We start from the raw sequence: 23647 nt of genomic DNA on the forward strand, positions 1-23647 counted from the left end.
CGATGGCGGCCGCTCAGCCCCCGCCCACGAACAGCCGGTAGAGCATGGCGGCGTTGGCCAGCAGGAGCGTCAGGTACCCGCGCGGCCGGCGCAGCTCCTCGACCAGGTAGAGCATGCGCGGTGGGAAGTAGGCGAGCAGCGCCGCGAAGAAGATGTAGAACAGGCGCCCGAAGGCGTCCTGGACGCTCGTGACGGGCTCGAACTGGGTCGTGGCGACCGTCAGCCACACGACCTGGAAGAGCATGGTGTTGACGTAGATGCAGGCGTCGCCAAGGAACTCCGCGGCGCGCGACTCGAGGAACCTTGACGGGCGCGCCTTGGCCGGCAGCGGCTCGAAGTAGCGGTAGACGATGACCGTCTGCCAGACGCTCGCCACTATGACGCCGAGGATTAGCGGGACGAACACCTCGCCGCGGTCCATGAGATCGGAGCCGAAGACCAGCGGTCCGATGCCGGCCACCACGGCGCAGCCGAGGATCAGGTTGACCGAGAGGTAGAAGATCGGGTTGAAGAGGCAGCCCGTGCGGAGCTGGATCCGCTCCACGCCCTCCTGCTCGGCCAGAGCCGCCAGGCGCGCCTGCGTGCGGCGGCGCTTCAACACGGCCGCGAGCGCGGGCAGCAGGAGCATGGCGCCCGTCCCGATGCCGACGATCAGCCCCTGCGTCCTCTCGTCCGGCGCGTAACTGATGAGGTCCGTCACCCAGTCGGTGGCTCGGGGGCCCGCCACCAGGTTCAAGGCCACGACCAGCAGGTCCAGGACCGTTCCGCGGTAGGTGACGGATCGAGTGCCGGACGGTGCGCCGGCCCTTGCAGGCATGCGCCATTCTGACTCATGGGGGGTGTCCGGATGGCGGATACCTAGGGCCGATCGGAGGCCGGTTAACGTCGTCGCATGAGCATCCCACTCTCCGTCTTGGACCTCGTGCCCGTCCCACCCGACGGCAGCGCCACGGATGCGTTCCGCAACAGCGTCGAGCTCGCCCGCCTCGCGGAAGCGGCGGGCTACCGCCGGGTCTGGGTCGCCGAGCATCACAACACCCCGGCGTTCGCCTCGATGTCCACTGCCACCCTGATCGCCGTCCTGGCCCGCGAGACTACGAGCATCCGCGTCGGCTCCGGCGGCGTCATGCTGCCGAACCACTCGCCGCTGAAGGTAGCCGAGGACTTCCTCACGCTCGAGGCGTTGTACCCGGGCCGTATCGACCTTGGCCTTGGGCGCGCCCCGGGGACCGACCAGGTCACGGCGCTCGCGCTGCGACGCAGCGCCGACCACCTCGCCGCGGACGACTTCCCGGAGCAGGTCGAGATGCTTCGAGCCTACGCGGGCGAGTCGGACTTCCTGGGGGGCCACCCGTTGGGTCGTGTGAGCGCCGCGCTGCCTGGCGTGAAGCTCCCGCCCCTCTGGATCCTGGGATCGAGCATGTACGGCGCTCGGTACGCGGCCCAGACCGGGCGCGGCTACTCCTTCGCCTTCCACTTCAGTCCCGATCACGCCGTCCCCGCTCTACGTGCCTACCGCGACGGCTTCCGGCCCTCGGCCGAGCTGGCCGCGCCGTACGCGATCCTCGGCGTCTCCGTCATCTGCGCCGGCACGGCCGAGCGGGCCGAGGAGTTGGCGCGTGGGCACGACCTCATGTGGCTGCGGATAAGGCGCAACGAGCGAGGGCCCCTACCGACGGCCGAGGAGGTCGCGGCCTACCGGTTCACGCCGGAGGAGGCCGCGATGGCCGAGCACTCGCGCCGCATGCTCGTGTGGGGCACGCCGGACCGCGTGCGCTCTCGGCTCCTGGAGCTGGCGGAGCGGCTCGAGGTCGACGAGCTCATCGTCACCACCCACATCGCGGCGCACGAGGAGCGCATGCGGTCTTACGCGTTGCTCGCGGAGGCGTTCGCCTGAGGCCCGACGGGCGACGCGCTGGGCGCGGAGCGCCGCCACCAGATCGGAGAGAGCGGCCCCGTGAGTTCTTCCTGCGCTTGACAACCCCTGGGCCTTGCCGCTAAAGTTCCAGCGTCATGGCAGGCGTCTTCTTCCTCAACGTACGCGTGCGTCGGCACCTGGGTGCCGGCAAGCCGCTTACGGGAGAGGACTGCCTGCTCGTCGCTCGCTGAACAGAGTTTAGTAACCGACGCGACCGTGGGCAGCCCCCGAACGAGGCCCCACGGTCGCTTTCTCGTCGTGTGGGTCGATCGCAAGAAGCAAGAACCGCGCTAACGGAACGACAGACCCTCACCAGATCGAGCATCTGAGACCTTCGAGGCGAGAATGACCACCAGCACGGCCCCAACCAGTAGACGTCCCGCGAGCGGCGCCCCGTCGCTCTCGTCGATCCTCGTGCGCTACCTCGCCCCTCAGCGCGGCTGGGCGGTGGCGATGGCCTTCCTGCTCCTCGCCGCTACCGGCTTGCAGCTCCTCGTGCCGCAGCTCCTGCGGCGCTTCATAGACGGTGCGCTGGGCGCGGCGCCCGGCGCGGAGCTCACGCGCATCGCCCTCACGTTCCTCGTCGTGGCGCTCCTGACGCAGGTGATGAACGCCGTCGCGACCTACGTGGCCGCCGCCGTCGGCTGGACGGCCACCAACCTCCTGCGCGAGGACCTCGCGGCGCACACGCTCGGGCTCGACATGGCGTTCCATAACGCGCGCACGTCCGGCGAGATGATCGAGCGCATCGACGGCGACGTCACGTCGCTCACCAACTTCCTCTCCGTCTTCTCCGTGAGGGTGTTCGGAGGGGCCCTGCTCCTCGTCGGCATCCTCGCGGCGCTCTGGTTCGAGAACCGCCTGATGGGCGCCGTCCTCACCGGGTTCGTCGTCCTCGAGTGGGTCGTGCTCTCCCGCACCCGCCGCGCCGGCGTGCCCGCCACGCAGCTAGAGCGTGAGGCGAACGCCAAGCTCTTCGGCTTCATCGAGGAGCGCCTGCAGGGGCTCGACGACCTGCGCGGCAACGGCGCCGGCGCCTACACCATGCACCGTTTCGGCGGCGTGATGCGCAAGGTCTACCACGACACGCGCAGGGCCTGGATGCTGCGCTCCATCGTGTGGCTCTCGAGCTACGCGCTGTTCGTCGTGGGCATGGCCGTCACCGTCGGCTCGTCCATCAGCCTCGTCCGGCAGGGCGCCCTGACCGTCGGCACGGCGTACATGGTGTTCCAGTACCTCCTCATGCTGCAGAACCCTATCGAGCAGATCACGCAGCAGCTCCAGGAGCTCCAGAAGGCCGGTGCGGGCGTGCAGCGCATCGGCGAGCTGATGAGCATGACCTCGGCCCTGCGGCGCGATGGCACCGCGCTGCTGCCGAGAGGTCCGCTGGCCGTGGAGTTCGACGACGTGAGCTTCCACTACCCCGACGTCGGCCCGGACCAGCTCACCTTGGACGGCGTGAGCTTCCGCCTGGCGCCCGGCACGCGCGTCGGCCTGCTCGGACGCACGGGCTCCGGCAAGACCACCCTCACGCGCCTCCTCTTCCGCCTCTACGACCCGACCGCCGGCGTCGTGAGGCTCGGCGGCACGGACGCCAAGGCCGCGGACCTCGACGGCCTGCGCTCGAGGGTCGGCCTCGTGTCGCAGGAGGTCCAGCTCTTCCGTGGCACCCTGAGGCACAACCTCTCGTTCTTCGACGACAGCGTGAGCGACGAGCGCATCCTTGCCGTGCTGAGCGAGCTCGGCATGACCGACTGGCTCGAGCGGCAGGACGACGGCCTCGACACGCTCATCGACTCCGGCGGCCGCAACCTCTCGGCTGGCGAGGCTCAGCTCATCGCCTTCGCGCGCGTCTTCCTCGCCGACCCCGGGCTCATCGTGCTCGACGAGCCCTCCTCGCGCCTCGACCCGGCCACGGAGCGCCGCCTGGAGGCCGCGATGGAGCGTCTCCTCGCGGGCCGCACGGCCATCGTGATCGCGCACCGCCTCGAGACCGTCGAGCGCGTCGACGAGATCCTCGTCATGGACCGCGGCCGCCTGGTTGAGCACGGTCGGCGCGACCGACTGGCGCAGGACCCGGGCTCGCGCTACGCGCGGCTGCGCAGGGCGGCGCTCAGCCTCGACCTCAACCTCGCGCCGGGGGAGAGCAGCGCAGGTGGCGAACTCCTCGCCCCCGGCGAGGCCCTCGCCCCCGGCGAAGAGTTCGCTTCGCGCGCCGCGCGTGACGAAGCGCTGGAGGAACTCGCATGACCTTCTCGACCAACCCGTTGCGGCTGGTGATGGCGCTCGGGCGCCAGCGGCGCACGTACTTCGTGTTCACCGCCATCCTCTGGGCGCTGATCCACTCCTCGCCCATCATCTTCGGCCTGGCCATGCGCGGCGTGTTCGACGCCCTCTCGGGGGCGGCGGGCGCCGGTGCCAACGCCTGGAGCTACCTGGCCCTCGGGCTCGGCACGGACGCGCTGCGCATCCTCATGTTCGTCGGCGGCATCTACACCTGGGCGACCTGGTGGCTCGAGATCACGCTGCACGTGCGCAGCTCGCTCCTGCGCTACCTCGTCGAGGCGAGCGGCTCCCGCCGGCTGCCAGACTCGCCGAGCGAGGCCGTGACGCGCTTCCGCGACGACGTGAACGACATCGGCGAGTACTACGAGTACTGGTGCGACTTCTGGGGCTTCGCCGCCTTCGCCCTCGCCGCCCTCGCCACTATGCTCACGATCAACCCGGTGATGACGGTCCTGGCGAGCGTCCCGCTCGCCCTAACCGTCCTCCTGACGCGGCTCCTGCGGCCCCACATCCGCAACGCGCGGCGGCTGAGCCGCGAGGCCACCAGCCGCGTCACGGACTTCCTGGGGGAGACGTTCGGCAGCGTCCAGGCCGTCAAGGCGTCGGGGCGCGAGCCGTTCGTGCTGCGCCACTTCGCCACCCTGAACTCGGTGCGCAAGAAGCGCGCCCTCACCGACACGCTCCTGACCGAGCTGTTCAGGAGCGTGACCGATAACATGGTCAACATCGCCACGGGCATCATCCTGCTGCTCGGGGCGGCCGCGCTCAAGGACGGCTCGTTCACCGTGGGCGACTTCGCGCTGTTCGTCACGTACCTGCCGCGCCTCACGCAGTCCCTGTCGTTCATGGGCCTGATGGTCGTGCAGCACAAGCGCACGGGCGTGGCCTTCGAGCGCCTCGGGCGCCTGCTCGTCGACGCCCCGGTCGACGCGCTCGTGACGCCGCGGTCCTACGACCTCGAGCACCCGCAGGCCCCGTTCGTCAGGAGCCTCCCGCGCGTCGCACCCTTCGAACGCCTCGACGTCGTCGGCCTAACCGCCCACCATCCGGGCGGGGCCAGGGGCGTCGAGGACGTCACCTTATCGGTGCGGCGCGGCGAGTTCGTGGTGGTCACCGGCCGCGTCGGGTCGGGGAAGACGACGTTGCTGAGGGCGCTGCTCGGGCTGCTGCCGCGCGACGCCGGGAGCGTCGCGTGGAACGGCGCCCTCGTGACCGACCCCGCCTCGTTCTTCGTGCCGCCGCGCGCCGCCTACACTTCCCAGGTGCCGCGCCTGTTCTCCGACACCTTGCGCGAGAACGTCGTGATGGGCGCCGATGTCAGCGACGCCGACGTGACGGCCGCCCTCGAGCTGGCCGTGCTCGGGCCCGACCTCGCGAACATGCGAGGCGGTCTGGACACGGAGGTCGGTACCCGCGGCGTGCGGCTCTCCGGCGGCCAGGTGCAGCGGGCCGCCGCCGCCCGCATGCTGCTGCGCGGCGCGGAGCTGCTCGTGTTCGACGACATCTCCAGCGCCCTCGACGTCGAGACCGAGCGACGGTTGTGGGACGGACTCTTCGTGGCCGGCGGGACGACCTGCCTCGTCGTCTCGCACCGCCGCGCCGCCCTCGAGCGGGCCGACCGCGTGATCGTCCTCGAGGAGGGGAGGGTGGTGGCGCAGGGCAGGCTCGCCGACGTCCTCGACGAGGCGCCCGAGCTCGGCGCCCTGCTCCGCGGCGAACACGGGGAGTCGGCGCGCGCCGACGGGGTCGCGGTTGGCGATGCCGCCGCGGTCGGCTGAGCCGCTCCCGTTCAGCGCACGCCGGCGGGGTCCCTGCCCTGTAGCACGACCGCGGTCCACTGCCGCAGCCAGCGTGCCTGGTGCGCCTGCACGACGGCTGCCGGCAGGGCCGAGGCCACCACGCCGTCCTCCACCCGGCCGTAGAGCTCGAACTCGGGCGGCAGGGTCGCGTCGGCCACTACCGGGTCGACGAACATGGCGAGCGGGATGGCGGACTGCACGGCGCGGCTCAGCATGAAGTCGACGAACGCCTCCGCCGCCGCGTGGTTGGCGGTGCCCGCGAGGATGCCGATCCCCTCCACCTGGCGGTAGCCGCAGCCCGCGCACTGCAGGTTGGCGGTCGGGGCCTCGGCGAGCGGCGCGTCCGCGAAGATGACCTCGGCGGCGGGGCTCGTGGCGTAACTGACGACCACGGGGCGATCGCCGCCGTAGCGCGTGAACAGCGTGTAGTAGGCGTCGGACCAGCCGTCGGCCACGGCGACGTCGTTCCTCACGAGGGCGGCCCAGTAGTCGAGCCAGTCGGCGTAGCCGCCGTGGGTGGCGGCGATGCCCGCCTCGGCGTCGCCGAAGCGGACCACGGTGGCGAGGAGGAACGCCAGCCCGGGGCTCGAGCTGGCCGGGTTCTCGACCACCGTCAGACCGCGGTACTCGTCGGCCGCGAGGTCCTCGAGCGCCGTGGGGAGGGCAAGGCCGCGGTCGGCGAACCAGGCCGTGTCGACGTTCGGCAGCACGTAGCCGACGTCCACCGGGGTCACCAGGCCGTCCGCGCTCAACAGGAGCGTGCCGTTCACCCTGCCGAGCTCGCCGCTCACGTAAGGCTCGAAGATCCCCTCGCTCCGCGCGCGCTCCAGTAGGCTGTCGTCGACCCCGAAGAGCAGGTCGGCGAGCGGACGCGCCTTGGTGAGCACGGCGCGGTTGACGACCTCGCCGGCGTCGCCGCCCTGCAGGAACGTGACCTGGATGCCGGTGCGCTCGGTGAACTCCGCGAGGAGCTCGCTCGGCAGGGCGAACGAGTCATGCGTGAGCACGGTGATGCGCTGAGCCGCGCCGAGGGCGAACAGCGACAGCGCCAACGAGAAGAGTACCGATGAGAAGAGTACGGTCGACGACCTGCGCATGGCCTCACGTCCTAACCGTCACCGACGGACGCGCGGCGCTTGGCGCTCTGCGTCACTCTCCCTCCGCCCGCATGACCGGGGTCAGGTTCTAGGGTGTGATCTCAGCCCGGCGCTCGTGGCGCCGGACACCCCTGGTGACATAGCCACGCTACCCGCATGGGTCATGCCGGTCAATGGCTTCTGACGCGCGGTAAGGCTCTAGACGGAGGGTTCCGGCTCTGCCCCACGCTTGGGCAGGAACCACGCCGCCACGACGGCCGTGACCAGGAACAGCGCGGCGGTGACGAGGAAGATGGTGCGGTAGTTCGTCTCGCCCGGCAGGCTCGTGACCGTGACGACGGCGCCGGACACGATCGGCGCAAGAGCTCGCGAGGCCGCCGAGACGGAGTTGTCGATGCCGTAGACGGCGCCGGCCACCTGCGGTGGGGTGAGGCGCGCGAGCATGGCGCTGATGGCCGGCAACACCCCGCCGATGGCGAAGCCGATCAGCACGTTGACGGCGATGAGCTGGAAGACGTTGCCGACGTACGCCATCGGCACGTAGAAGAGCGCGCACGCGAAGGTCGATACGACGAGCACCGGCTTGTAGCCGATGCGGTCGCTCAGGCGCCCGAGGACGACCCCGCTCAGGGTCGAGGAGCCGGCGGCGAGGCCGATGGCCAGGCCCGTGTACATGCCGGCCAGGTCACGGTCGACGGTGATGGTGGCGATGAACAGCGGCAGGAACGGCACGAGCATCGTGCGGCCCAGCCAGGCGCTGAACCGCAGGAAGTAGGCTAGGGGCACGCCGGCCGTGCGCAGCACGTCGCGCCAGGCGCCGACGATGCCGCTCACGCCGCCCTTGCGCCCCTCGGGCGGCGTGAACTCCTCCTTCACCCCGAAGAACACGAGGAGCCCGCCCGCCAGCATCAGCACGGCCGTCAGCACGAACGAGAGCCGGAAGCCGAAGAAGTACTGGAGCACCCCGCCGATCATCGGGCCGATGGAAGCGCCGGCCCAGCTCGCCGTCTGCATCATCCCCATCGCGTAGCCGAGGCGGTTGCGCGGAGCGGAGGACGCGACCATGGAGGAGGCCGCCGAGGCGACGCCGGTGGTCAGGCCCTGGATGAGGCGCAGGAACGTCAGCTCCTCGGCCGAGTGCACGAAGGCCATGAGGAGGACGATGATCGCACCGCCGAACAGGGCGCGCTCGACCATGAGCTTGCGGCCCATCCGGTCCGACATGGCGCCCCAGATCGGCGAGGCGATCATCATGGCCACCGCCTGCACGCTGAACACGGCCGACACCCAGAAGATGATCGAGCCCGAGCCGCGCACGCCGAGGAACTCGACGTAGTTGGGGAGGAAAGGGAAGATGGTGGAGAAGCCGATCGAGGCGAGGAGCTGGGCGAAGAACATCACGAAGAGGATGCGTTGCCAGCTCGTCCGCGCCACCGGCGCATGTTACCCCCGTTCACTTGGACCTGGTGCCGAGAGCGCCACCGGTTAGCGTAGTGACGTGCAGTTCACCGCCGCCCAGGTCCTCGCCCGCTGCCCCCTCTTCGCCGAGTTATCGGAGGCCGACCTCGAGGCCCTCGCGGGGGTGGCGCACCGGCGGCGGCTCGAGGCGGGTCAACCCCTGTTCATGGCCGGCGAGCCGGCCCAGGGGCTCGCCGTCGTGGTGAGCGGCAAGGTGAAGGTGTACGTCATCTCGCCCGCCAGCGGCCGCGAGGTCGTGTTGGCTATGGAACACCCCTACAACACGGTGGCCGAGCTCGTGTCGCTCGACGGCGGCCCGTACCCCGCCAGCGCCGAGGCGGCCGAGGACTCCGAGGTCCTGTGGTTGGAACAGCAGGGCTTCCAGCGGCTCCTCAAGGCCCGACCCGAGATAGCCCTGCACCTGATGACCATGCTCGGCCGCAGGCTCAGGCGGCTGGTGGCGCTCGTCGAGCAGATCTCGTTCCAGGAGGTCGTCCACCGCCTCGCCGCCTACCTGCTCCGCGTCGCCGACGATGGCGTGCCGTTCGTCCTCGACACGAACGGCGCCATCGCCGCTCAGCTCGGCACGGTGCCGGAGCTCGTGAGCCGCAACCTGTCGCGGCTGCATGCCGGCGGCGCCATCACCATGCAAGGCCGCACAGTCGCCAAGGTGGACCGCAAGCAGCTAGGCGAGATGGCCAACGCCGCGGGCCGATGAGCTCGGGGGCCGCGGGGTCGGCCCGCGCGGTTCCGCCCGCACGCGCCGCGCCCTCAGTAGAAGCCGAGCGACCTCTTCGCCTGGTCGCTCATGGAGTCAGGCGTCCATGGGGGGTCCCACACCAGGTCGACGGTCACGTCGTCGACACCGGGCACGTTGCCGAGGCAGTGCTTGACGTCCGCCTCGATGCTCCCGTGCAGCGGGCAGCCGGGAGTCGTGAGGGTCATCTCGATCGCGACGTTCGCGTCCACGACCGCCACGGCGTAGACCATGCCGAGGCTCACGATGTCGAGGCCCAGTTCCGGGTCTATCACGGCGCGCAGGGCCTCCAGGACGTTGCGCGCGGGCGTGGCGGCGTTGATCTCCGTGAGTTCCGTCTGGGTCATGCTCCCGTGTCCTCCAAGGCGCGAGCGACCTTCGCTGCGCCGGGGGTCTCGCCGCCTGCCGTTGTACCCGCGACCTCGGCCTGGCCGGCGCCACCTTGCGTGCGCGCCCGGTCGGCGGCCGCTCTCGCCAGGCGCCGCTTGGCGCCGACGGTCGTCAGCACCACGTGGCACGCCTGGGCGAAGAGCGCAGCCCCGCCCGCGAGGGTGGCGGCGCCGGCAACCAGCACGAGCGCCTCCGCCCGCCAAGTCACACCGGCCGCGAGGCTCAGCGCCCCGACCGCGAGACCCCACGTGATGACCGGTTCGAGCTCGTCCCTCACCAGGTCGCGTAGGAGGGGCGCGCCGCCCGACACGCCGCCGGTCGCCGCGCCGGCGAACTGCCACGTCCAGGTCAGGAACGAGAGGATCTTGACCAGCATCCCGCTCACGGCCAGGCCGACGAAGCCGACGAGGAAGAGTACGACGGCCGCCCCGCCTTGGCCGGTGAGCAGCGCGACGCCTGCGAGCGGCAAGAACGCGTGCGCGAGCACGTACCGCTGTATGGGCGCCTCGAGCTTCCTGCGTAGGCGCCGCCGGAGGATGCCGAACACTTCCCAGACCTGGAGCGCGCAGGCCACCGCCAGCATGACCTCGGCAGCGTGGTCGAGCGGCAGGCGCGCGAACGCCGCCAGGCCCTCGGTGACCACGGCGGCGCAGACCGCCAGGTAGGCGTAGCGCACCCGCCAGCGGGGGCCGCCCTTCGCCAAGGCGAACATGGAGAGGAGCTTCTGGCCGGAGCCGACGATGCCCAACAGGAACGCCCCGAAGAGCCCGACCGTGAAGTGGAGCCTGACCGGGTAGCCGAGCTGCGCCGCGACCTGCGGCGATGAGCGCGCGCCCGAGAGGGCGAAGCCGAGCGTCACCGCGAGGGTAAGGAAGACGACGGAGAGGATGAGGGCGTGACTACCGGCGTCCTTCGGCCAGCGGCGCGCCGCCGTGGCCAGGAGCTGCGCCAGTAGCGCGAGCCACGTGGCGCTCACCGCGGCGGCGCCCGGCACGAGCCAGCTCGCGTCGAAGCCGCGGAGGAAGCCGACCACCACCGCGGCGCTCCCCGCCCCCAGTACGGGGAGCGTGAGCCAGCCGAGGCGCGGCCACACGAGCTTGGTGACGAACATGACCGCCGGGAGCTGCTGCAACGTGCCGGCGAACACGAGCCCGACGCATAGGAGCGTGAAGAGGTGGTTGAGGGCCACGACGCGCGGCGCGCCAAGGTAGCTCGTGAAGGCGGCGGGGGAGAGGAGGAGCGCCGCCCCGCCGAGCGCCACGGCGAGCGCGCCGACCAGGAGCGCGGAGATCGGCAGCGCGGGCGGGGCGCCGTCCGCGCCGAGGCGCGGCATCATGGTCGCTCACGCCCCCTTGGTGATCCGGACCCTGGCGCTGCCGTCGCTCTGCTCCTCCACCTCGTAGGTGGCGCCGGCGTCCGCCAGCTGCGGCAGGAGGTAGATGGGCACGCGGTCGTTGTGGATGACGAGCACGTCGCCGGGCGCCATCCCTTCGAGGGTCTCGAGGGTACGGATCATGGGGTTGGGCGGCTCCATACCCCGGTTGTCGAGGAACTTCTCGGTCATGCCCTAGCTTCCGCCCGGCGCACCCTTGCCTCCAATGACCTACGTCATGGTCGTGCCGGTGAGCGCCTGCGAGGCTACGTAGCGTGGCAGGGCCAGAGGCACGGCACGAGAGGCACGGCGGCTTGACGGCCGCTGGCCGCAAGACCCTCCTGGAGGCGCGCGTCTCGCGCATCCTCGACGCGCACCCCGACGCCCTGGACACGCTCGTCCGGCACGGGTTCACGCCGTTGGTGCAGGCGCCCATGCGCTTCGCGCTTGCTCACACCGTGAACCTTGGGCAGGCCATCCGCCTGCGGGGGTTGGGCGAGCCGGAGGTGGCCGCGCTCCTTGGCGCCCTCGCGGCCATGGGGCTGCCGGCACTGCTCGCGCCCGGCGCCGGCGCGGTCGAGGAGGAGGACTGAAGTGGCGCTCTACAAGACGGAGGGGCTCGCCCGCTTCTCGGAGCGCGGTCCGGTGCCGCGCCCCTTGATCGTCGGCGACAACATGGCCGTGATGCTCCTGTGCCTCCAGAAGCACCAGGAGATCAAGGCGCCGGAGAACGACGCGGCCGAGACCGTGTTCACGGTCGTGAGCGGCTCCGGGACCGTGCGCGAGAACGACGAGACGCACCGGGTCGGGCCGGGCGACGTCGTGTACCTGCCGCCGGGCACCCGCAAGGCGCTGCAGGCGGGGGAGGGCGCGTTCACCGTGATCGGGGTGAGGCAGTTGGGGGCGAAGCATGTCACTTAGACCGCAAGAGATGTACGTGGACATGGACGTATGCATCGAGTGCGGCATCTGCGACGAGATAGCGCCCGGCATCCGCGACGATGTCGGACACGTGCCGGCCATGAGCCTCACCCTGGACGCCATGGCCAGTTGCCCAACGGGAGCCATCAAGTGGGCAGAAGGAGGAACCGCGATGAAGAGAGTCGACGTGAGGACCATCCCGCCGCGTGAGCGTCACCCGCTCCTATTCAGGACGTTCGACGACCTGGAGACGGGCCAGTCGTTCGAGCTGGTCAACGACCACGACCCGAAGCCGCTCTACTACCAGTTCCAGGTCGAGCGGGCCGGCGCCGTCGAGTGGGAGTACCTCGAGCAGGGCCCGCAGACGTGGCGGGTGCGCATAGGCAAGGTCGCCTGAGCTGTCGTAGCGCGTGAGCAGGTGGCAAGTCGCGTTCCTGCGGGCCGCCCTCGGCTGGCTGGTCGCTACCGGGCTACTCGGCGTTGTGGTCGGCATCTGGCCGAGCCTGGCCGGCCCGTTCAGGACCACTCACGCCCATATGGGCTTGGTCGGCTTCTTCCTCGGCATGGTCATGGGGGTGGCCTTCTGGATGCTGCCGAGGCCGGGCGGTATCAAGCAGACGGCGTGGGAGCGCGCGACCTTCCTCCTGCTGCAGGCCGGGCTCGTCCTGCGCGTGGTGAGCGAGCCGGCGTGGCGCATGACGCTCGCGCGCGGTTGGCACGTGGCCTTCGTGGCGAGCGGCGTGCTGGTGCTGGCGGCGATGGTAGCCTTCGCGCTCGCCATGAGCCGCAGGGTCGTAACGCTCGAGACGCTCCGCGCGAAAGGCCTTGGGCGCCGCGGGGGCGCAGCGCCCAAGAAGACCGCTCCCGCCGCGCCCGATGACGAGAGCGGCGCCTGAGCGCCGCCCGTCCTCGCCCTAGGCGCCGCCCGTCAGGCCGCCGGCCTGCCCGACGGTTCGCCGCGCCGGCTCCCTCCCCAACGTTCCTAGCTCTCCGTCTCCACGACGCGCGTGCCGGCGAACCGGTCGCCGTAGCGGCGCCCGTCGGGGGAGGTCAGCACGAAGTAGATCTCCATGAGGCCGAGGATGGCGCCGACCAGGGTCAGGAGGAGCGTGAGGGCGATGATGCCGAGGAACGGCGCGTACACGACGACGGTCCCCAACATGCCGAGAGCCAGCGTCCAGTTGCGCCTGATGGACGTCTCCAGGTCCATCTTGCGGCCGTCGTCGCGGACCGGCCTCAGCTTCATGAGCTTCTTGCCGATGGAGCGGCCGTCCATGAAGTCGAAGGCGAAGCCGTCGCGCGTGAGGATGTACGCGGCGCCGAGCAGGCTGCCTATGAGGGGGACGTAACTCAGGATCGCGGCCACCACCGCGTCGATTATCCAGGCGATCGCCCGCTTGCCGACGTCGGGCTTGGTCGTGGTCGCGCCCGGGTGATCGGGAGTCGGCACGCCTTGGCCGCTGGGTGGGAGTGGGGCGCCGCCCGTCGGTGCGCCGTTCGGCGCCTCCTGGTTGCCGCTTGCTGACCCGTTGTCCGTCATGCCCGCTCCTTCCAGGACGCGGTGAGGTCTACGAAGTTTCAAGGCGTCCGACGACCACAGTCTAGGGCACGCGTCGGCATGGGGTATGTGGTGCTTGGGCCGCGGCGCCCGCGACGGGCGCCGCGGGACACATGACCTTCGATCGCCCTTCGCCGGGCGGCGTAAGGTGTTGCGGAAGGCGCCGCGCCCCGCCAAGGCGCGCGGCGGACGAGGTCGCATGGCAACTGCGCACGGCTTCTACGTCGTTCCGACCGGCCCCGGGGTGGGCCTCACCTCCGTGTGCCTCGGGCTCGTCCGGGTCCTCGAGCGTGAAGGGCTGCGCGTCGGCTTCATCAAGCCGATCCGCCAGCCGGGCGACGACTCCGGACCGGAACGGTCGACGGAGTTCGTGCGCCGCACCACCACCATCGTTCCCGGCGAGCCCATGCGCTACGACGTGGCCGAGGGCATGCTGGCCGCCGGCCGGCACTCGGAGCTCCTCCAGGCCCTGGTCGGCCGCTACGCGACCGCCGCGGTCGGCGCCGACGTCGTCATCGTGGAAGGCCTCGCCGCCACGGCGGAGCACCCCAACCTAGACGCGCTCAACGCGGACATAGCCCAGGCCCTCGACTGCCAGGTCCTGTTCGTCACGACCCCCCAGCCCAGCCTCCAAGCGGTCGACGACCGCCTCGAGCTGGCCGCCCAGCCGTTCGGCGGCGCGGCTAGCGAGCACGTCCTCGGCGTGGTGGTGAACCAGCTCAACGCCCCGCCGATGGAGGTCATGGGCGCGACTCGCACCGGCTTGCAGACGCCCGAGGTCGAGCTGACCGCCGACGCGGTGCGCGCCAGGCTGCGCGTCTTCAGGCACCCGGGCTTCGCGTTGGTCGGCGCGATCCCCTTCAGCCCCGCCATGGTCTCGCCAAGGACCCTGGACGTGGCGAAGCACCTGGGGGCAGCGGTCCTGCACGAGGGCGACCTGGCGACGCGGCGCGTGATAGACGTCTCGCTCGTCGCCCGCTCCGTGGCGCACATGACCCACCGCCTCCGCCCCGACGCGCTCCTGATAACGCCGGCCGATCGCGACGACGTCATCCTGGCCGTATGCATGGCCGCCCTCAACGGCGTGCCGCTCGCCGGCCTCGTCCTCACCGGCGACATGGAGCCGAACGCCGACGTCATGAAGCTCTGCGAGAAGGCGATCGCGACCGGCCTGCCGGTGCTGGCGGTCAAGAGCGACTCCTACGTCACGGCCGCCCGCGCGGCGGCCATGAACCTCGAGGTGCCGAGCGACGACGTCGAGCGCATGGAGCGCGTCATGAAGGTCGCCGCCGAGCATCTCGACGTCGGCGCGCTCAAGGCGCGTATCGGCGCCCTCCGCGTGCTGCGCTTGTCGCCGCCCGCGTTCCTCTACCGCATCGTCGAGCTCGCGCGGGCCGCCGGCAAGCGCATCGTTCTTCCGGAAGGCGAGGAGCCCCGCACCGTCAAGGCGGCCGCGGAGTGCGGTGAGCGTGGCATCGCGAAGTGCGTCCTGATCGGCGACCCGGTCGAGGTCCAGAGGGTCGCCGAGGTCCAGGGCGTCGTCCTCGGCCGCGGCGTCGAGGTCGTCGAGCCGACGGACGCGCTACGCGAGCGGTACGTGGCGGGCATGGTCGAGCTGCGCAAGCACAAGGGCCTCACCGACGACGGCGCCCGCAACCAGCTCCGCGACAACGTCGTGCTCGGCACGATGATGCTGGCGCTGGGCGAGGTGGACGGCCTCGTGTCCGGCGCCGTTCACACGACCGCCAGCACCATCCGCCCCGCGCTGCAGCTCATCAAGACCCACAAGGGCGCCAGGCTCGTCTCGTCCGTCTTCTTCATGTGCCTACCCGACCAGGTCCTCGTGTACGGCGACTGCGCCGTCAACCCCGACCCCGACGCCGAGGAGTTGGCCGACATCGCCGTGCAGTCGGCCGCTTCCGCCGCGGCCTTCGGCATCGAGCCGCGCGTTGCGCTCCTCAGCTACTCGACGGGCACCTCGGGCGCGGGCGCCGACGTCGACAAGGTGCGCGAGGCGACCCGCATCGCGCGGGAGCGGCGCCCCGACCTCCCCATCGACGGCCCGCTGCAGTACGACGCCGCGGCGGTGCCGAGCGTGGCCAGCAGCAAGGCCCCGGACAGCCCGGTGGCGGGCAGGGCGACCGTCCTCGTGTTCCCTGACCTCAACAGCGGGAACGCGACCTACAAGGCCGTGCAGCGCTCCGCGGGCGTGGTGTCGGTGGGGCCCATGCTGCAAGGCTTGCGGCGGCCCGTGAACGACCTGTCGCGAGGCGCCCTGGTCGACGACATCGTCTACACGATCGCGCTCACCGCCGTGCAGGCGACGCAGGTCGGCGAGGGCCCCGACTGACCCCGCCGCCTCGGGGGCGCCGTGAAGCGCGCTAGGGCGACGGTCGCCGAGCGGCGTGAGGAGGCGCCGGCTTCGCGGTAACGGCTCAGCCGCTCCGAGGGCGGACCCGCGGGTACGCCTTCAGGTACCGCAACCAGAGGCCTTGCAGCCAGCCGTAACGCTCGGCAAGCTCCCTGGCGCTGCCGAGCGCCAAGGTCAGCCCGCCGGCGTACACGTCGCCGACGGCCGTCAAGGCGCCCGCGTCGCGCCAGGGGGTGCGCTCGTAGCGGCCGAGGCCGCGCCAGGCCACCTGCTCGGCCGACCACGGCCCGAGGCCGGGGAGCCTCGCCAGCCACGCGAAGACCTCGTCGTAAGGCGCCGCGCGCAACCAGCCCTCGTCAAGGCCCAGGAAGGCGTCGGCGAGGCCGCGGAGGCGGTCAACCTTGCGGAGGTTGTTCGTCGCGGCGAGGAGCGCCGGTCGGGCCTCCTCGCCGAGGGCGGCCGCGGACGGGAAGACGCTCAGCCGTGTGGCGGTCGGGGAGTCGCCGGTCGAACGAGGCGGCTCCCCGACCGGCTCGCGGAGCGCCGTTCCGGACGGCGTGGTGGAGGCGAGCAGGCCGGGCGGCACGGCGACGGCCTCTCCCAAGTACTCGACGATGCGCCCGAAGCTCGCCGCCGCGAACGCAGGTGGCGTCCTCTGCCTGACGACCGTCCAGCACGCCGCCTGGAAGGCGCTGGCGAAGAGCGGCGGGTGGAAGCCGGCGAGGGCGGCGGCCACGGGTTGGAACGCGGGGTCGCGCTCCGGAGCCGCGTGGAGCGCGCGCGTGTCGAGGTCGAGGGCGAGGCGCCATCGTAGCTGCTCCGTCGCCGCCGCGACGTCGGCGGCCGTCGGGGTCTCGTCCGCGCCGACGCGCGCCACGAGCCGGCCTTCCGCCCCGCCCTGCCTGAGCTCGGCCACCACGACCTTGCCTGGCGCCGCGCCGACCCGCAGGGCCATGAGCCAGCCGGCGCCGTCGGCCGTGGGTCGGCCGCGGTCCGGCGCCGCCGCCCAGTCGGTCAGCGCCGCGAGCGTGTGATCCCAGGCGAAGAGGGGCGAGGCCGCTACCTCCGCGCTCGCCACCGCGTCGCGGCGCGGTTCGGTCGCGCGACGTTCGGCCGCCCCGGCAGCCTGTCGCGCCTCGGGCGCGTGGCGTTCCTCGCTCATGGACGGAGCGTAACCGACCGGACACGTATACTTGTGCGCTGTGCAGGTCTCAGACAACACGCTCGCCAAGCTCTCCTTCGAGCGCGTGCGCGCGGCCCTCGCCGAGCGCGCCGGCACCTTCATGGGCGTCGAGCTGGCCAACGCCCTGGCGCCGCTGCACGACGAGGCTGTCGCCGAACGGGCGCTGGAGCGCGTCCAGGAGGTGGTCGATGGCGGCTTCCTTGCCCTGGGCGGCATCGAGGACGTGCGCGGGCTGGTGCGGCGGGTGCGCGACGGCAACCTGCTCGACGGCACCGACATCCTGTCGATCGCGTACACGCTCGACGGCGCCGCGACCTTGCGCCGCGCCATCCTCCATAGCGAGCGCCCCGCGCTGGCCGAGCTCGCGCTGGAGATAGGCACGTTCGACGGCGTGCTGCGCCTGGTGAGGGAGCAGCTCGACCCCGACGGCAACGTCCGCGACGACGCCACCCCGAAGCTCTACGACATCCGGCGCCGTCTCAACCCGCTCCGCGGCCGCATCCGCGACCGGCTCACCCGCCTGCTAGAGCAGTACTCGGAGTACGTGCAGGACCCGATCATCACGCTCAGGCGCGAGCGTTACGTCATCCCGATCAGAGCCAACCACCAGGCGCGCGTGCCGGGCCTGGCCCTCGACCGTTCCGACTCCGGCGCCACCGTGTTCATCGAGCCGGCCGGCGTCGTCGACCTGAACAACGAGCTCGCGCTCCTGGAGATGGAGGAGCGCGACGAGGTCAGGCGCATCCTCCTGGCGTTGGGACGGCGCCTCGCCGACGAGCCGCTCCTCGACGCCAGCCTCGAGGTCGTGGCCAAGCTGGACGTCGTCAACGCCTCGGCCCGCCTCGCGTCCGACTGGCGCCTCACGCGGCCGGCGTTCGACCCGGCCGGACGGGTGCGCTTGGCCGGCGCCCGGCATCCGCTCGTGACCGACTGCGTCCCGAACGACATCCTCTTGGACGACGGCACCCGTCTGCTCGTCATCACCGGCCCGAACGCCGGCGGCAAGACGGTGCTCATCAAGACCGTCGGCCTCGCCGCGCTCATGGCCTACTCCGGGCTGTTCGTGGCGGCGGACGGCGCCAGGCAGCCGCTCCTCCCTTACACGCGGGAGCTCCTCTGCGACATCGGCGACGAGCAGAGCATCGAGGCGAGCCTCAGTACGTACGCCGGTCACCTGCGTAACCTGCGCGCCATCGTGGACAGCGCCGACGAGCACGCGCTCGTGTTGATCGACGAGCTCGGCTCCGGCACGGACCCGGACGAGGGCGCCGCGATCTCGCAGGCCATCCTCGAGGCCGTGGTGGCGTCAGGCGCCCGCGGACTCGTGACGACGCACCTGGCGCCCCTCAAGGTCTTCGCCTCAGAGACGCCCGGAGTGACCAACGCGGCCATGCGCTTCGACGTCGAGGCGCTCAGGCCCGCCTACCAGCTCGTCATGGGTCAGCCCGGCCGGAGCTACGCCTTGGCCATCGCCGACCGCCTCGGCCTCGGCAAGGAGCTGCTGGCCCGCGCCGCCGAGCTGCTCGGCCCGGAGGGCGGGCGGCTCGAGGGCCTGCTCCTCGCCCTGGAGGAGCAGCGCGAGGAGCTCGAGGAGCAGCTCGCCGAGGCGCGCGTGGCGAGCGAGACGGCCGTGCGCGAGGCCGAGCAGCTGCGCGACCAGATCGCCATGCTGCGAGGCCGCGAGGGCGAGGTGATGGCCGCGGCCGCAGCGCGTGCCGAGGCGCTCCTGAAGGACACCTTGCAGCACGCCGCCCGGCTCAAGCGCAGTGCGCGCGAGGAGCCGGAGCTGCGCTCGAAGGCGCTCGAGGAGATCGGCGCACTGCGGCGGCAGGCGCGCAAGCTCGCCGGCCGCGACGCGCCCCGCCCCGGGGCCGCGGCGCAAGGCGACCCCGTGGCGGCCCGCGACCCCTTAAGCGTCGGCATGCGCGTGCGCGTCGCCAGCTACGACGCCGAAGGCCCGGTGTTAGAGCGCAGGGGGGACCAGGTGGTCGTGCAGCTCGGCCTCATCAAGGTCGAGGTGCCGGTGCGCGACGTCGACCCGGTGAAGGCGACGGTCAAGGCCGGGGCCAAGCCCGCCGCCCGCCGCAGCCCGGTCGCACTCGGCCAGTCGAGCACCCCCCGCGAGCTCAACCTGCGGGGCGAGCGGGTCGAGGCCGGCCTGGAGCTCCTGCGCGACTTCATCATGGAGGCGCACGCCTTGAAGGCGGAGTCGGTGCGGGTGCTGCACGGTAAGGGCACGGGCGCTCTGCGCGACGCCGTGCGCTCGTACCTCAAGGGCGAGAAGCTCGTCGAGCGTTTCGAGGACGCCGTGCCTTACGAGGGCGGTCACGGCGTCACCGTGGCCTACCTGCGCTATTGAGCTCGAGCCGGCGCCTACTCCCGCTTAAGCGCGCCTCCGCGCCCACCCCGACCGAACGGAGCGCCTCGTTCGAGCGGGACGGTCCGCTCCGAGCGCGCATCCCCGCCGCCAAGGCGGCAGCGGCCCTCGTTCGAGCGGAACGGTCCTCGCAGGCGTCGACCGTAGCTCATCTGCGATACTCGGCCCATGCACCCAAGGCTCGCGATCGTCTTCGACCTGGACGGCACGCTCGTCGACTCGCAGGACGACATCCTGGACACGTTCATCGCCACGTTCGCCGAGCTCGGCGAGGCCGAGCCGGAGCGCTCGGCCGTACGCGCGCTCGTCGGTAGGCCGCTCGAGGAGATGTACGCCGGCTTCGTCCGCCCCGATCGGCTCGAGGCCTTCGTCGCGGCGTACCGCGCGCGCTACCGGCTCCATCTGGCCGACAAGACGAGGCCGTACCCGGGCGTCGTCGACGTCCTGAGCGAGCTGGGCGAGCGCGGCTACGCACGCCTCGTGGCGACCACGAAGCGCTCCGCCACGGCCAGGGACCTCGTCGCGGCCGTCGGCCTGACCGATCACGTCGACCACGTGCAGGGCACCGACGGGTTCCCGCACAAGCCGGCGCCCGACGTGATCCTGCGCGCGCTCGCCGCCGCCGGGGCGCGTGGCGCGTGGATGGTCGGCGACACGACCAGCGACATCGCGGCGGGCCGGGCGGCCGGCCTCAGGACGTTCGGGGTCACGTGGGGCACGCACGACGCCGCCACGTTGGCCTCCGCCGGACCGGACGTAGTCGAGCCGACCATCGGCCCGCTCCTGAACTTACTGTGAGCGGTTCGTATGACCGCCGGCCGGCTTCGGGCGCGGGCCTCCGTGGAGCCGTTCGTGCGCCCTTGGGCGCACCCCAGCGAACAGGTGCGGAGCCCGGTTTCTGGCAAGCCGTTCGCGCGCCCGTGGGCGCGTCCCTTGCAGGTAACCTAGGCGGATGAACGGTATCGAGAAGCAGTACGTCATCGACGCCCTCGCGGAGGACTCGTGGCGCATGTTCAGGATCATGGGCGAGTTCGTCCAGGGGTTCGAGGAGATGGCCGACGTGGGGAAGGCCGTCACGGTCTTCGGCTCGGCCCGCCTCAAGGAGGGCACCGAGATCTACGCCAAGGCCCAGCAGCTCGGCGGCGCGCTCGTGCGCGAGGGGTACACGGTCCTGACGGGCGGCGGGCCGGGCATCATGGAGGCGGCCAACCGCGGCGCGATGGAGTCCGGCGGGCGCAGCATGGGCCTGAACATCGACCTGCCGCACGAGCAGTCACCGAACCCGTACCAGACGGACACGCTGCAGTTCAAGTACTTCTTCGTGCGCAAGGTCATGCTCGTGAAGTACTCGACGGCTTTCGTGGTGTTCCCCGGCGGCTTCGGCACCATCGACGAGCTGTTCGAGGCCCTGACGCTCATCCAGACCCGCAAGATCAAGCCGTTCCCCGTCTACCTGGTCGGCGTGGAGTTCTGGCGCGGGCTGCTGCAGTGGCTACAGGGCACGCTGCAGCGCGCCGGCACGATATCCGAAGGCGACTTGCACCTCTTCAAGGTCGTCGACGACGTGAGCACCATCCCGGCCGAGATCGAGGCCTACTACCGCAACTCGACGCAGGCCGGCTTCAACCTCCCCTGGTAGGCCGCCCTGGGGGTCAGTCGTGGAACGGGGGCAGCGCCGCGACGCCGAAGACTTGCGCCGCCAGGCTCCAGATCTCCTCCGGCTCCAAGGCCGAGCCGAGGAACGTCGTGTCGCCGCGCCACACCTCGACGTGCGGGTGCGGGTCGTCCTGCGTGCCCTGGGCGGCCTCGGCCGTGCCGGAGTTACCGGTCGTGGCGATGACGTCGCCTTGCCGTACGACGCTGCCGACGGCAACGCCTTCCGCCACGGCCGCGAGGTGCGCGTAGCGCGTCACGAAGCCGCCGGCGTGGCGGATCCAGACCTGCCGCCCGCGCAGGCGGTCGAGGACTTCGGGCGGAGTGTCGAGGCCGCGTAACGCCTCCGTGATCAGGGCGTCGTACTCCGCCTGGCTGTTCTCGACGTAGCCCTTGTCCGCTCGGATGACGACGCCATCGGCCACCGCCACGATGGGCGTGCCGTAGCCGATGTTCACGCTCACCGTGCCGTTGTAGAAATCGAACCCCTCGTGATAGCCGTTGCGGTAGGCGCGCAGGGCGCCGGGCAGGTGGCTGCGGCGCGAGCTGATGGTCGCATGCTCGACGGGCACGACGTAACCGCTCGGCCAGCCGCGCACGAACGGGCGCGTGCCGAGCTCCTGGAGCCTCGGGAAGACCCCGGAGGTGCGCACGGCTGCGTTCTGGCGCGCCAGGTCGGAGGCGTTGCGGCCTTCCGTGTCGCGCAGCGTCGGGTCGGCGCCGGCGTTCATCAGGTGGATGACCTGGGCGGGCGTGCCCGCCGCGGCCGCGAGCATGAGGGCGCTGGAGCCGTTCTCCGTCACGTCGTCGAGCGCCGCGCCGGCGGCGAGGAGCGCGTCGAGGACGGCCGTCGGGGCGTTCTCGCGCACGGCGACCATGAGCGCCGTGTAGCCGCTGAGGTCGCGGGCGTGCACGTCGGCGCCCCCTTCCAGCGCGGCGGTGACGGCGCCGGGGTCTGGCGACGCGATGGCGGCGAACAGGTCGGGCTTCGCCGGCTCGCGCGTGCGGCCCTTGAACGGCGGCAGGCCAAGGGCCCAGAGGCCGCCCGCCACCAGCAACAGGACCACGAGCAGTGCAACGGCGATCCGCATGCCCGCCATGCTACCGCGGCCTGCTGCAGGGTTGCCCGCTGCGGTTATCCTGGTGGGCGTGGTCGCCACGCGCAGAAGCGAGTTCTTCGGCCTACTGCGCCTGGCGGCGCCGCTGGTGCTTGCGCAGCTGGCCCAGAACGGCCTCGGCTTCGTCGACACCCTGATGGTCGGTCGCCTCGGCGCGGGCGCCCTCGCGGCCATGGCGCTCGGCGGCAGTTTCTACTTCACTACCGGGATCGTCATGTCCTCGGTGCTGTTCGCCGTCGGCCCGACGGTGGCGCAGGCGCTCGGGGGAGGGAGGCGCTCGGAGGCCGGCCACGCCGCCTCGCAGGCCTTATGGCTCGCCCTCGTGCTGGCCATCCCCGGCATCGCCGTCTTCTACGCGGTCGGGCCCGTCCTGCTGCGCCTCGGCCTCGAGGAGGAGACCGCGCGTCTGGCCGGGGGTTATCTCAGGGCGATCTCGTTCGGCTTCCCGTTCTACTTGGGCTTCACGGCGCTCCGAGGCTTCCTGGAGGGCCATGGCGACGCGCGGCCCATCATGTACATCGCGTTCTTCGGCGTCGCTCTCAACGTCGTGCTCTGCGAGGTGCTGATCTTCGGCCACCTGGGCTTCCCCGCGCTCGGCGTCGTCGGCACCGGCTTCGCGACGGCCGGGGTTTACACGATCATGTTCCTGCTGGCCGCGGCGCTCGTCGCCCTGCGCTACCCGCAGCAGCGCGTCCTGGCCGGCATGGCCCAGTTGCGCCTGCGCGTGATGGGCGAGCTCGTCAAGATCGGCTGGCCGATCGCCTTCACCACCGGTATGGAGGTGGGCCTCTTCAGCCTCTCCGGCCTGCTCATCGCCCGCTTCGGCGACTCCGTCCTCGCCGCGCACCAGGTGGCCATGCAGTCCGCCTCGATGACGTTCATGGTGCCTCTCGGCATGGCCATAGCCACCAGCGTGATCGTCGGGCAGGCGGCCGGCGCGGGCGACATGGCCAAGGTCAGGCGGACGGGGTTCATGGGCATCGGCGTCGCGGTCGGGTTCATGGCGTGCTCCGCCACGCTCTTCCTCGTGGCGCCGCGCTTCGTGATCGGCCTCTACACGGACGTGAACGCTCCGGCGAACGCCGCCATGGTCGTGGCGGCCGTCGGTTTCTTGAGCATCGCCGCCCTCTTCCAACTCTTCGACGGCGTGCAGGTCACGGCCATCGGCGCCCTGCGAGGCTTGAAGGACACGCGCGTGCCCATGCTCCTGACGCTCGTCTCCTACTGGATCGTGGCCATGCCCGTCGGGCTGCTCCTGGCCTTCGGTCTCGGGGTCGGCGCCAAGGGGCTCTGGTACGGCATGGTGGCCGGCCTGGCGACGGCCGCCGCGCTGATGAGCGCGCGCTTCGCCAGGCTGTCGCGAACGCGCGGGCCCGGAACTGGGTAGAC

At 71.4% G+C, this 23647-nt stretch carries 22 protein-coding genes and 1 riboswitch; of the genes, 13 read left to right on the top strand and 9 right to left on the bottom strand.

Annotated elements, in window-relative coordinates; translation table 11 throughout:
* Nucleotides 1-13 precede the first annotated feature (13 nt).
* Entirely contained in the window at nucleotides 14-817 is an 804-nt protein-coding gene (locus M9914_00685; protein ID MCO5172685.1) for a hypothetical protein, read from the bottom strand.
* Between the two features lie 75 nt (nucleotides 818-892).
* Between M9914_00685 and M9914_00690 the strand changes: the two genes are divergently transcribed.
* The 3 genes from M9914_00690 to M9914_00700 all read left to right on the top strand — a co-directional run bounded on the left by M9914_00690 (nucleotide 893) and on the right by M9914_00700 (nucleotide 5982).
* The gene (locus tag M9914_00690) at nucleotides 893-1897 is read left to right on the top strand and encodes an LLM class flavin-dependent oxidoreductase (protein MCO5172686.1); all 1005 of its coding nucleotides are present in this window, start codon (nucleotides 893-895) and stop codon (nucleotides 1895-1897) included.
* Nucleotides 1898-2263: 366 nt separating this feature from the next.
* Nucleotides 2264-4168 (top strand): ABC transporter ATP-binding protein/permease, encoded by a 1905-nt coding sequence (locus M9914_00695; protein MCO5172687.1) that lies wholly within the window; start codon nucleotides 2264-2266, stop codon nucleotides 4166-4168.
* Nucleotides 4165-5982 (top strand): ABC transporter ATP-binding protein/permease, encoded by a 1818-nt coding sequence (locus M9914_00700; protein MCO5172688.1) that lies wholly within the window; start codon nucleotides 4165-4167, stop codon nucleotides 5980-5982. Before M9914_00695 ends, M9914_00700 begins: the two co-directional genes overlap by 4 nt.
* 11 nt (nucleotides 5983-5993) lie before the next feature.
* Here the strand turns inward: M9914_00700 and M9914_00705 are convergent, their stop codons facing one another.
* Nucleotides 5994-7100, bottom strand: a complete 1107-nt coding sequence (locus M9914_00705; GenBank protein MCO5172689.1) for a thiamine ABC transporter substrate-binding protein — start codon at nucleotides 7098-7100, stop codon at nucleotides 5994-5996.
* Between the two features lie 40 nt (nucleotides 7101-7140).
* A riboswitch (TPP riboswitch) is annotated at nucleotides 7141-7243 on the bottom strand.
* Nucleotides 7244-7298: 55 nt separating this feature from the next.
* Nucleotides 7299-8534, bottom strand: a complete 1236-nt coding sequence (locus M9914_00710; protein MCO5172690.1) for an MFS transporter — start codon at nucleotides 8532-8534, stop codon at nucleotides 7299-7301.
* 64 nt (nucleotides 8535-8598) lie between these two features.
* On the opposite strand from M9914_00710, the gene M9914_00715 reads away from it, so the two are divergent.
* Nucleotides 8599-9276 (top strand): Crp/Fnr family transcriptional regulator, encoded by a 678-nt coding sequence (locus tag M9914_00715; protein ID MCO5172691.1) that lies wholly within the window; start codon nucleotides 8599-8601, stop codon nucleotides 9274-9276.
* Between the two features lie 53 nt (nucleotides 9277-9329).
* Here M9914_00715 and M9914_00720 read toward each other — a convergent pair whose 3' ends face one another.
* From M9914_00720 to M9914_00730, 3 genes are read right to left on the bottom strand one after another with little or no spacing between them, the layout of a single operon-like run.
* Nucleotides 9330-9662: a metal-sulfur cluster assembly factor gene (locus tag M9914_00720; protein ID MCO5172692.1), complete on the bottom strand. Its 333-nt coding sequence runs from the start codon at nucleotides 9660-9662 to the stop codon at nucleotides 9330-9332.
* Nucleotides 9659-11041 carry a hypothetical protein gene (locus tag M9914_00725; GenBank protein ID MCO5172693.1) on the bottom strand — a complete coding sequence of 461 codons (1383 nt, stop codon included), beginning with the start codon at nucleotides 11039-11041 and terminating at the stop codon, nucleotides 9659-9661. The genes M9914_00720 and M9914_00725 overlap by 4 nt, the downstream gene beginning before the upstream one ends.
* Nucleotides 11042-11047: 6 nt before the next feature.
* Nucleotides 11048-11269, bottom strand: coding sequence for a DUF2249 domain-containing protein (locus tag M9914_00730; GenBank protein MCO5172694.1), 222 nt, complete (start codon nucleotides 11267-11269; stop codon nucleotides 11048-11050).
* A gap of 122 nt (nucleotides 11270-11391) precedes the next feature.
* Here M9914_00730 and M9914_00735 point away from each other — a divergent pair, with 122 nt between their 5' ends.
* The 4 genes from M9914_00735 to M9914_00750 are packed head-to-tail and all read left to right on the top strand — an operon-like array spanning nucleotide 11392 to nucleotide 12894.
* Nucleotides 11392-11670, top strand: coding sequence for a DUF1858 domain-containing protein (locus M9914_00735; protein MCO5172695.1), 279 nt, complete (start codon nucleotides 11392-11394; stop codon nucleotides 11668-11670).
* 1 nt (nucleotide 11671) lies between these two features.
* A complete protein-coding gene (locus M9914_00740) occupies nucleotides 11672-11998 on the top strand; it encodes a cupin domain-containing protein (GenBank protein ID MCO5172696.1) in 327 nt (108 codons plus the stop codon).
* Nucleotides 11988-12395 carry a DUF2249 domain-containing protein gene (locus tag M9914_00745; protein ID MCO5172697.1) on the top strand — a complete coding sequence of 136 codons (408 nt, stop codon included), beginning with the start codon at nucleotides 11988-11990 and terminating at the stop codon, nucleotides 12393-12395. Before M9914_00740 ends, M9914_00745 begins: the two co-directional genes overlap by 11 nt.
* A gap of 13 nt (nucleotides 12396-12408) precedes the next feature.
* Nucleotides 12409-12894: a hypothetical protein gene (locus M9914_00750; GenBank protein MCO5172698.1), complete on the top strand. Its 486-nt coding sequence runs from the start codon at nucleotides 12409-12411 to the stop codon at nucleotides 12892-12894.
* An 86-nt stretch (nucleotides 12895-12980) separates the two neighbouring features.
* Here the strand turns inward: M9914_00750 and M9914_00755 are convergent, their stop codons facing one another.
* Nucleotides 12981-13538 carry an RDD family protein gene (locus tag M9914_00755; GenBank protein ID MCO5172699.1) on the bottom strand — a complete coding sequence of 186 codons (558 nt, stop codon included), beginning with the start codon at nucleotides 13536-13538 and terminating at the stop codon, nucleotides 12981-12983.
* Nucleotides 13539-13755: 217 nt separating this feature from the next.
* Here M9914_00755 and pta point away from each other — a divergent pair, with 217 nt between their 5' ends.
* Nucleotides 13756-15906, top strand: a complete 2151-nt coding sequence (pta, locus tag M9914_00760; GenBank protein ID MCO5172700.1) for a phosphate acetyltransferase — start codon at nucleotides 13756-13758, stop codon at nucleotides 15904-15906.
* Nucleotides 15907-15991: 85 nt separating this feature from the next.
* Here the strand turns inward: pta and M9914_00765 are convergent, their stop codons facing one another.
* Complete coding sequence (locus M9914_00765) at nucleotides 15992-17089, bottom strand: hypothetical protein (GenBank protein MCO5172701.1); 1098 nt, start codon at nucleotides 17087-17089, stop codon at nucleotides 15992-15994.
* Nucleotides 17090-17129: 40 nt separating this feature from the next.
* Between M9914_00765 and M9914_00770 the strand changes: the two genes are divergently transcribed.
* The 3 genes from M9914_00770 (at nucleotide 17130) to M9914_00780 (ending at nucleotide 21126) form a co-directional block, all read left to right on the top strand.
* Nucleotides 17130-19469: a Smr/MutS family protein gene (locus M9914_00770; GenBank protein ID MCO5172702.1), complete on the top strand. Its 2340-nt coding sequence runs from the start codon at nucleotides 17130-17132 to the stop codon at nucleotides 19467-19469.
* Nucleotides 19470-19655: 186 nt separating this feature from the next.
* On the top strand, nucleotides 19656-20285 hold the full coding sequence (locus M9914_00775) for an HAD-IA family hydrolase (protein ID MCO5172703.1): 630 nt from the start codon (nucleotides 19656-19658) through the stop codon (nucleotides 20283-20285).
* A 154-nt stretch (nucleotides 20286-20439) separates the two neighbouring features.
* Nucleotides 20440-21126 (top strand): TIGR00730 family Rossman fold protein, encoded by a 687-nt coding sequence (locus tag M9914_00780; GenBank protein MCO5172704.1) that lies wholly within the window; start codon nucleotides 20440-20442, stop codon nucleotides 21124-21126.
* 13 nt (nucleotides 21127-21139) lie between these two features.
* Here the strand turns inward: M9914_00780 and M9914_00785 are convergent, their stop codons facing one another.
* A complete protein-coding gene (locus M9914_00785; protein ID MCO5172705.1) occupies nucleotides 21140-22231 on the bottom strand; it encodes a peptidoglycan DD-metalloendopeptidase family protein in 1092 nt (363 codons plus the stop codon).
* Nucleotides 22232-22289: 58 nt separating this feature from the next.
* Between M9914_00785 and M9914_00790 the strand changes: the two genes are divergently transcribed.
* The gene (locus M9914_00790; protein ID MCO5172706.1) at nucleotides 22290-23645 is read left to right on the top strand and encodes an MATE family efflux transporter; all 1356 of its coding nucleotides are present in this window, start codon (nucleotides 22290-22292) and stop codon (nucleotides 23643-23645) included.
* Nucleotides 23646-23647: the final 2 nt, after the last annotated feature.

The organism is Trueperaceae bacterium (genome assembly GCA_023954415.1).
GTDB lineage: Bacteria > Deinococcota > Deinococci > Deinococcales > Trueperaceae > JAAYYF01.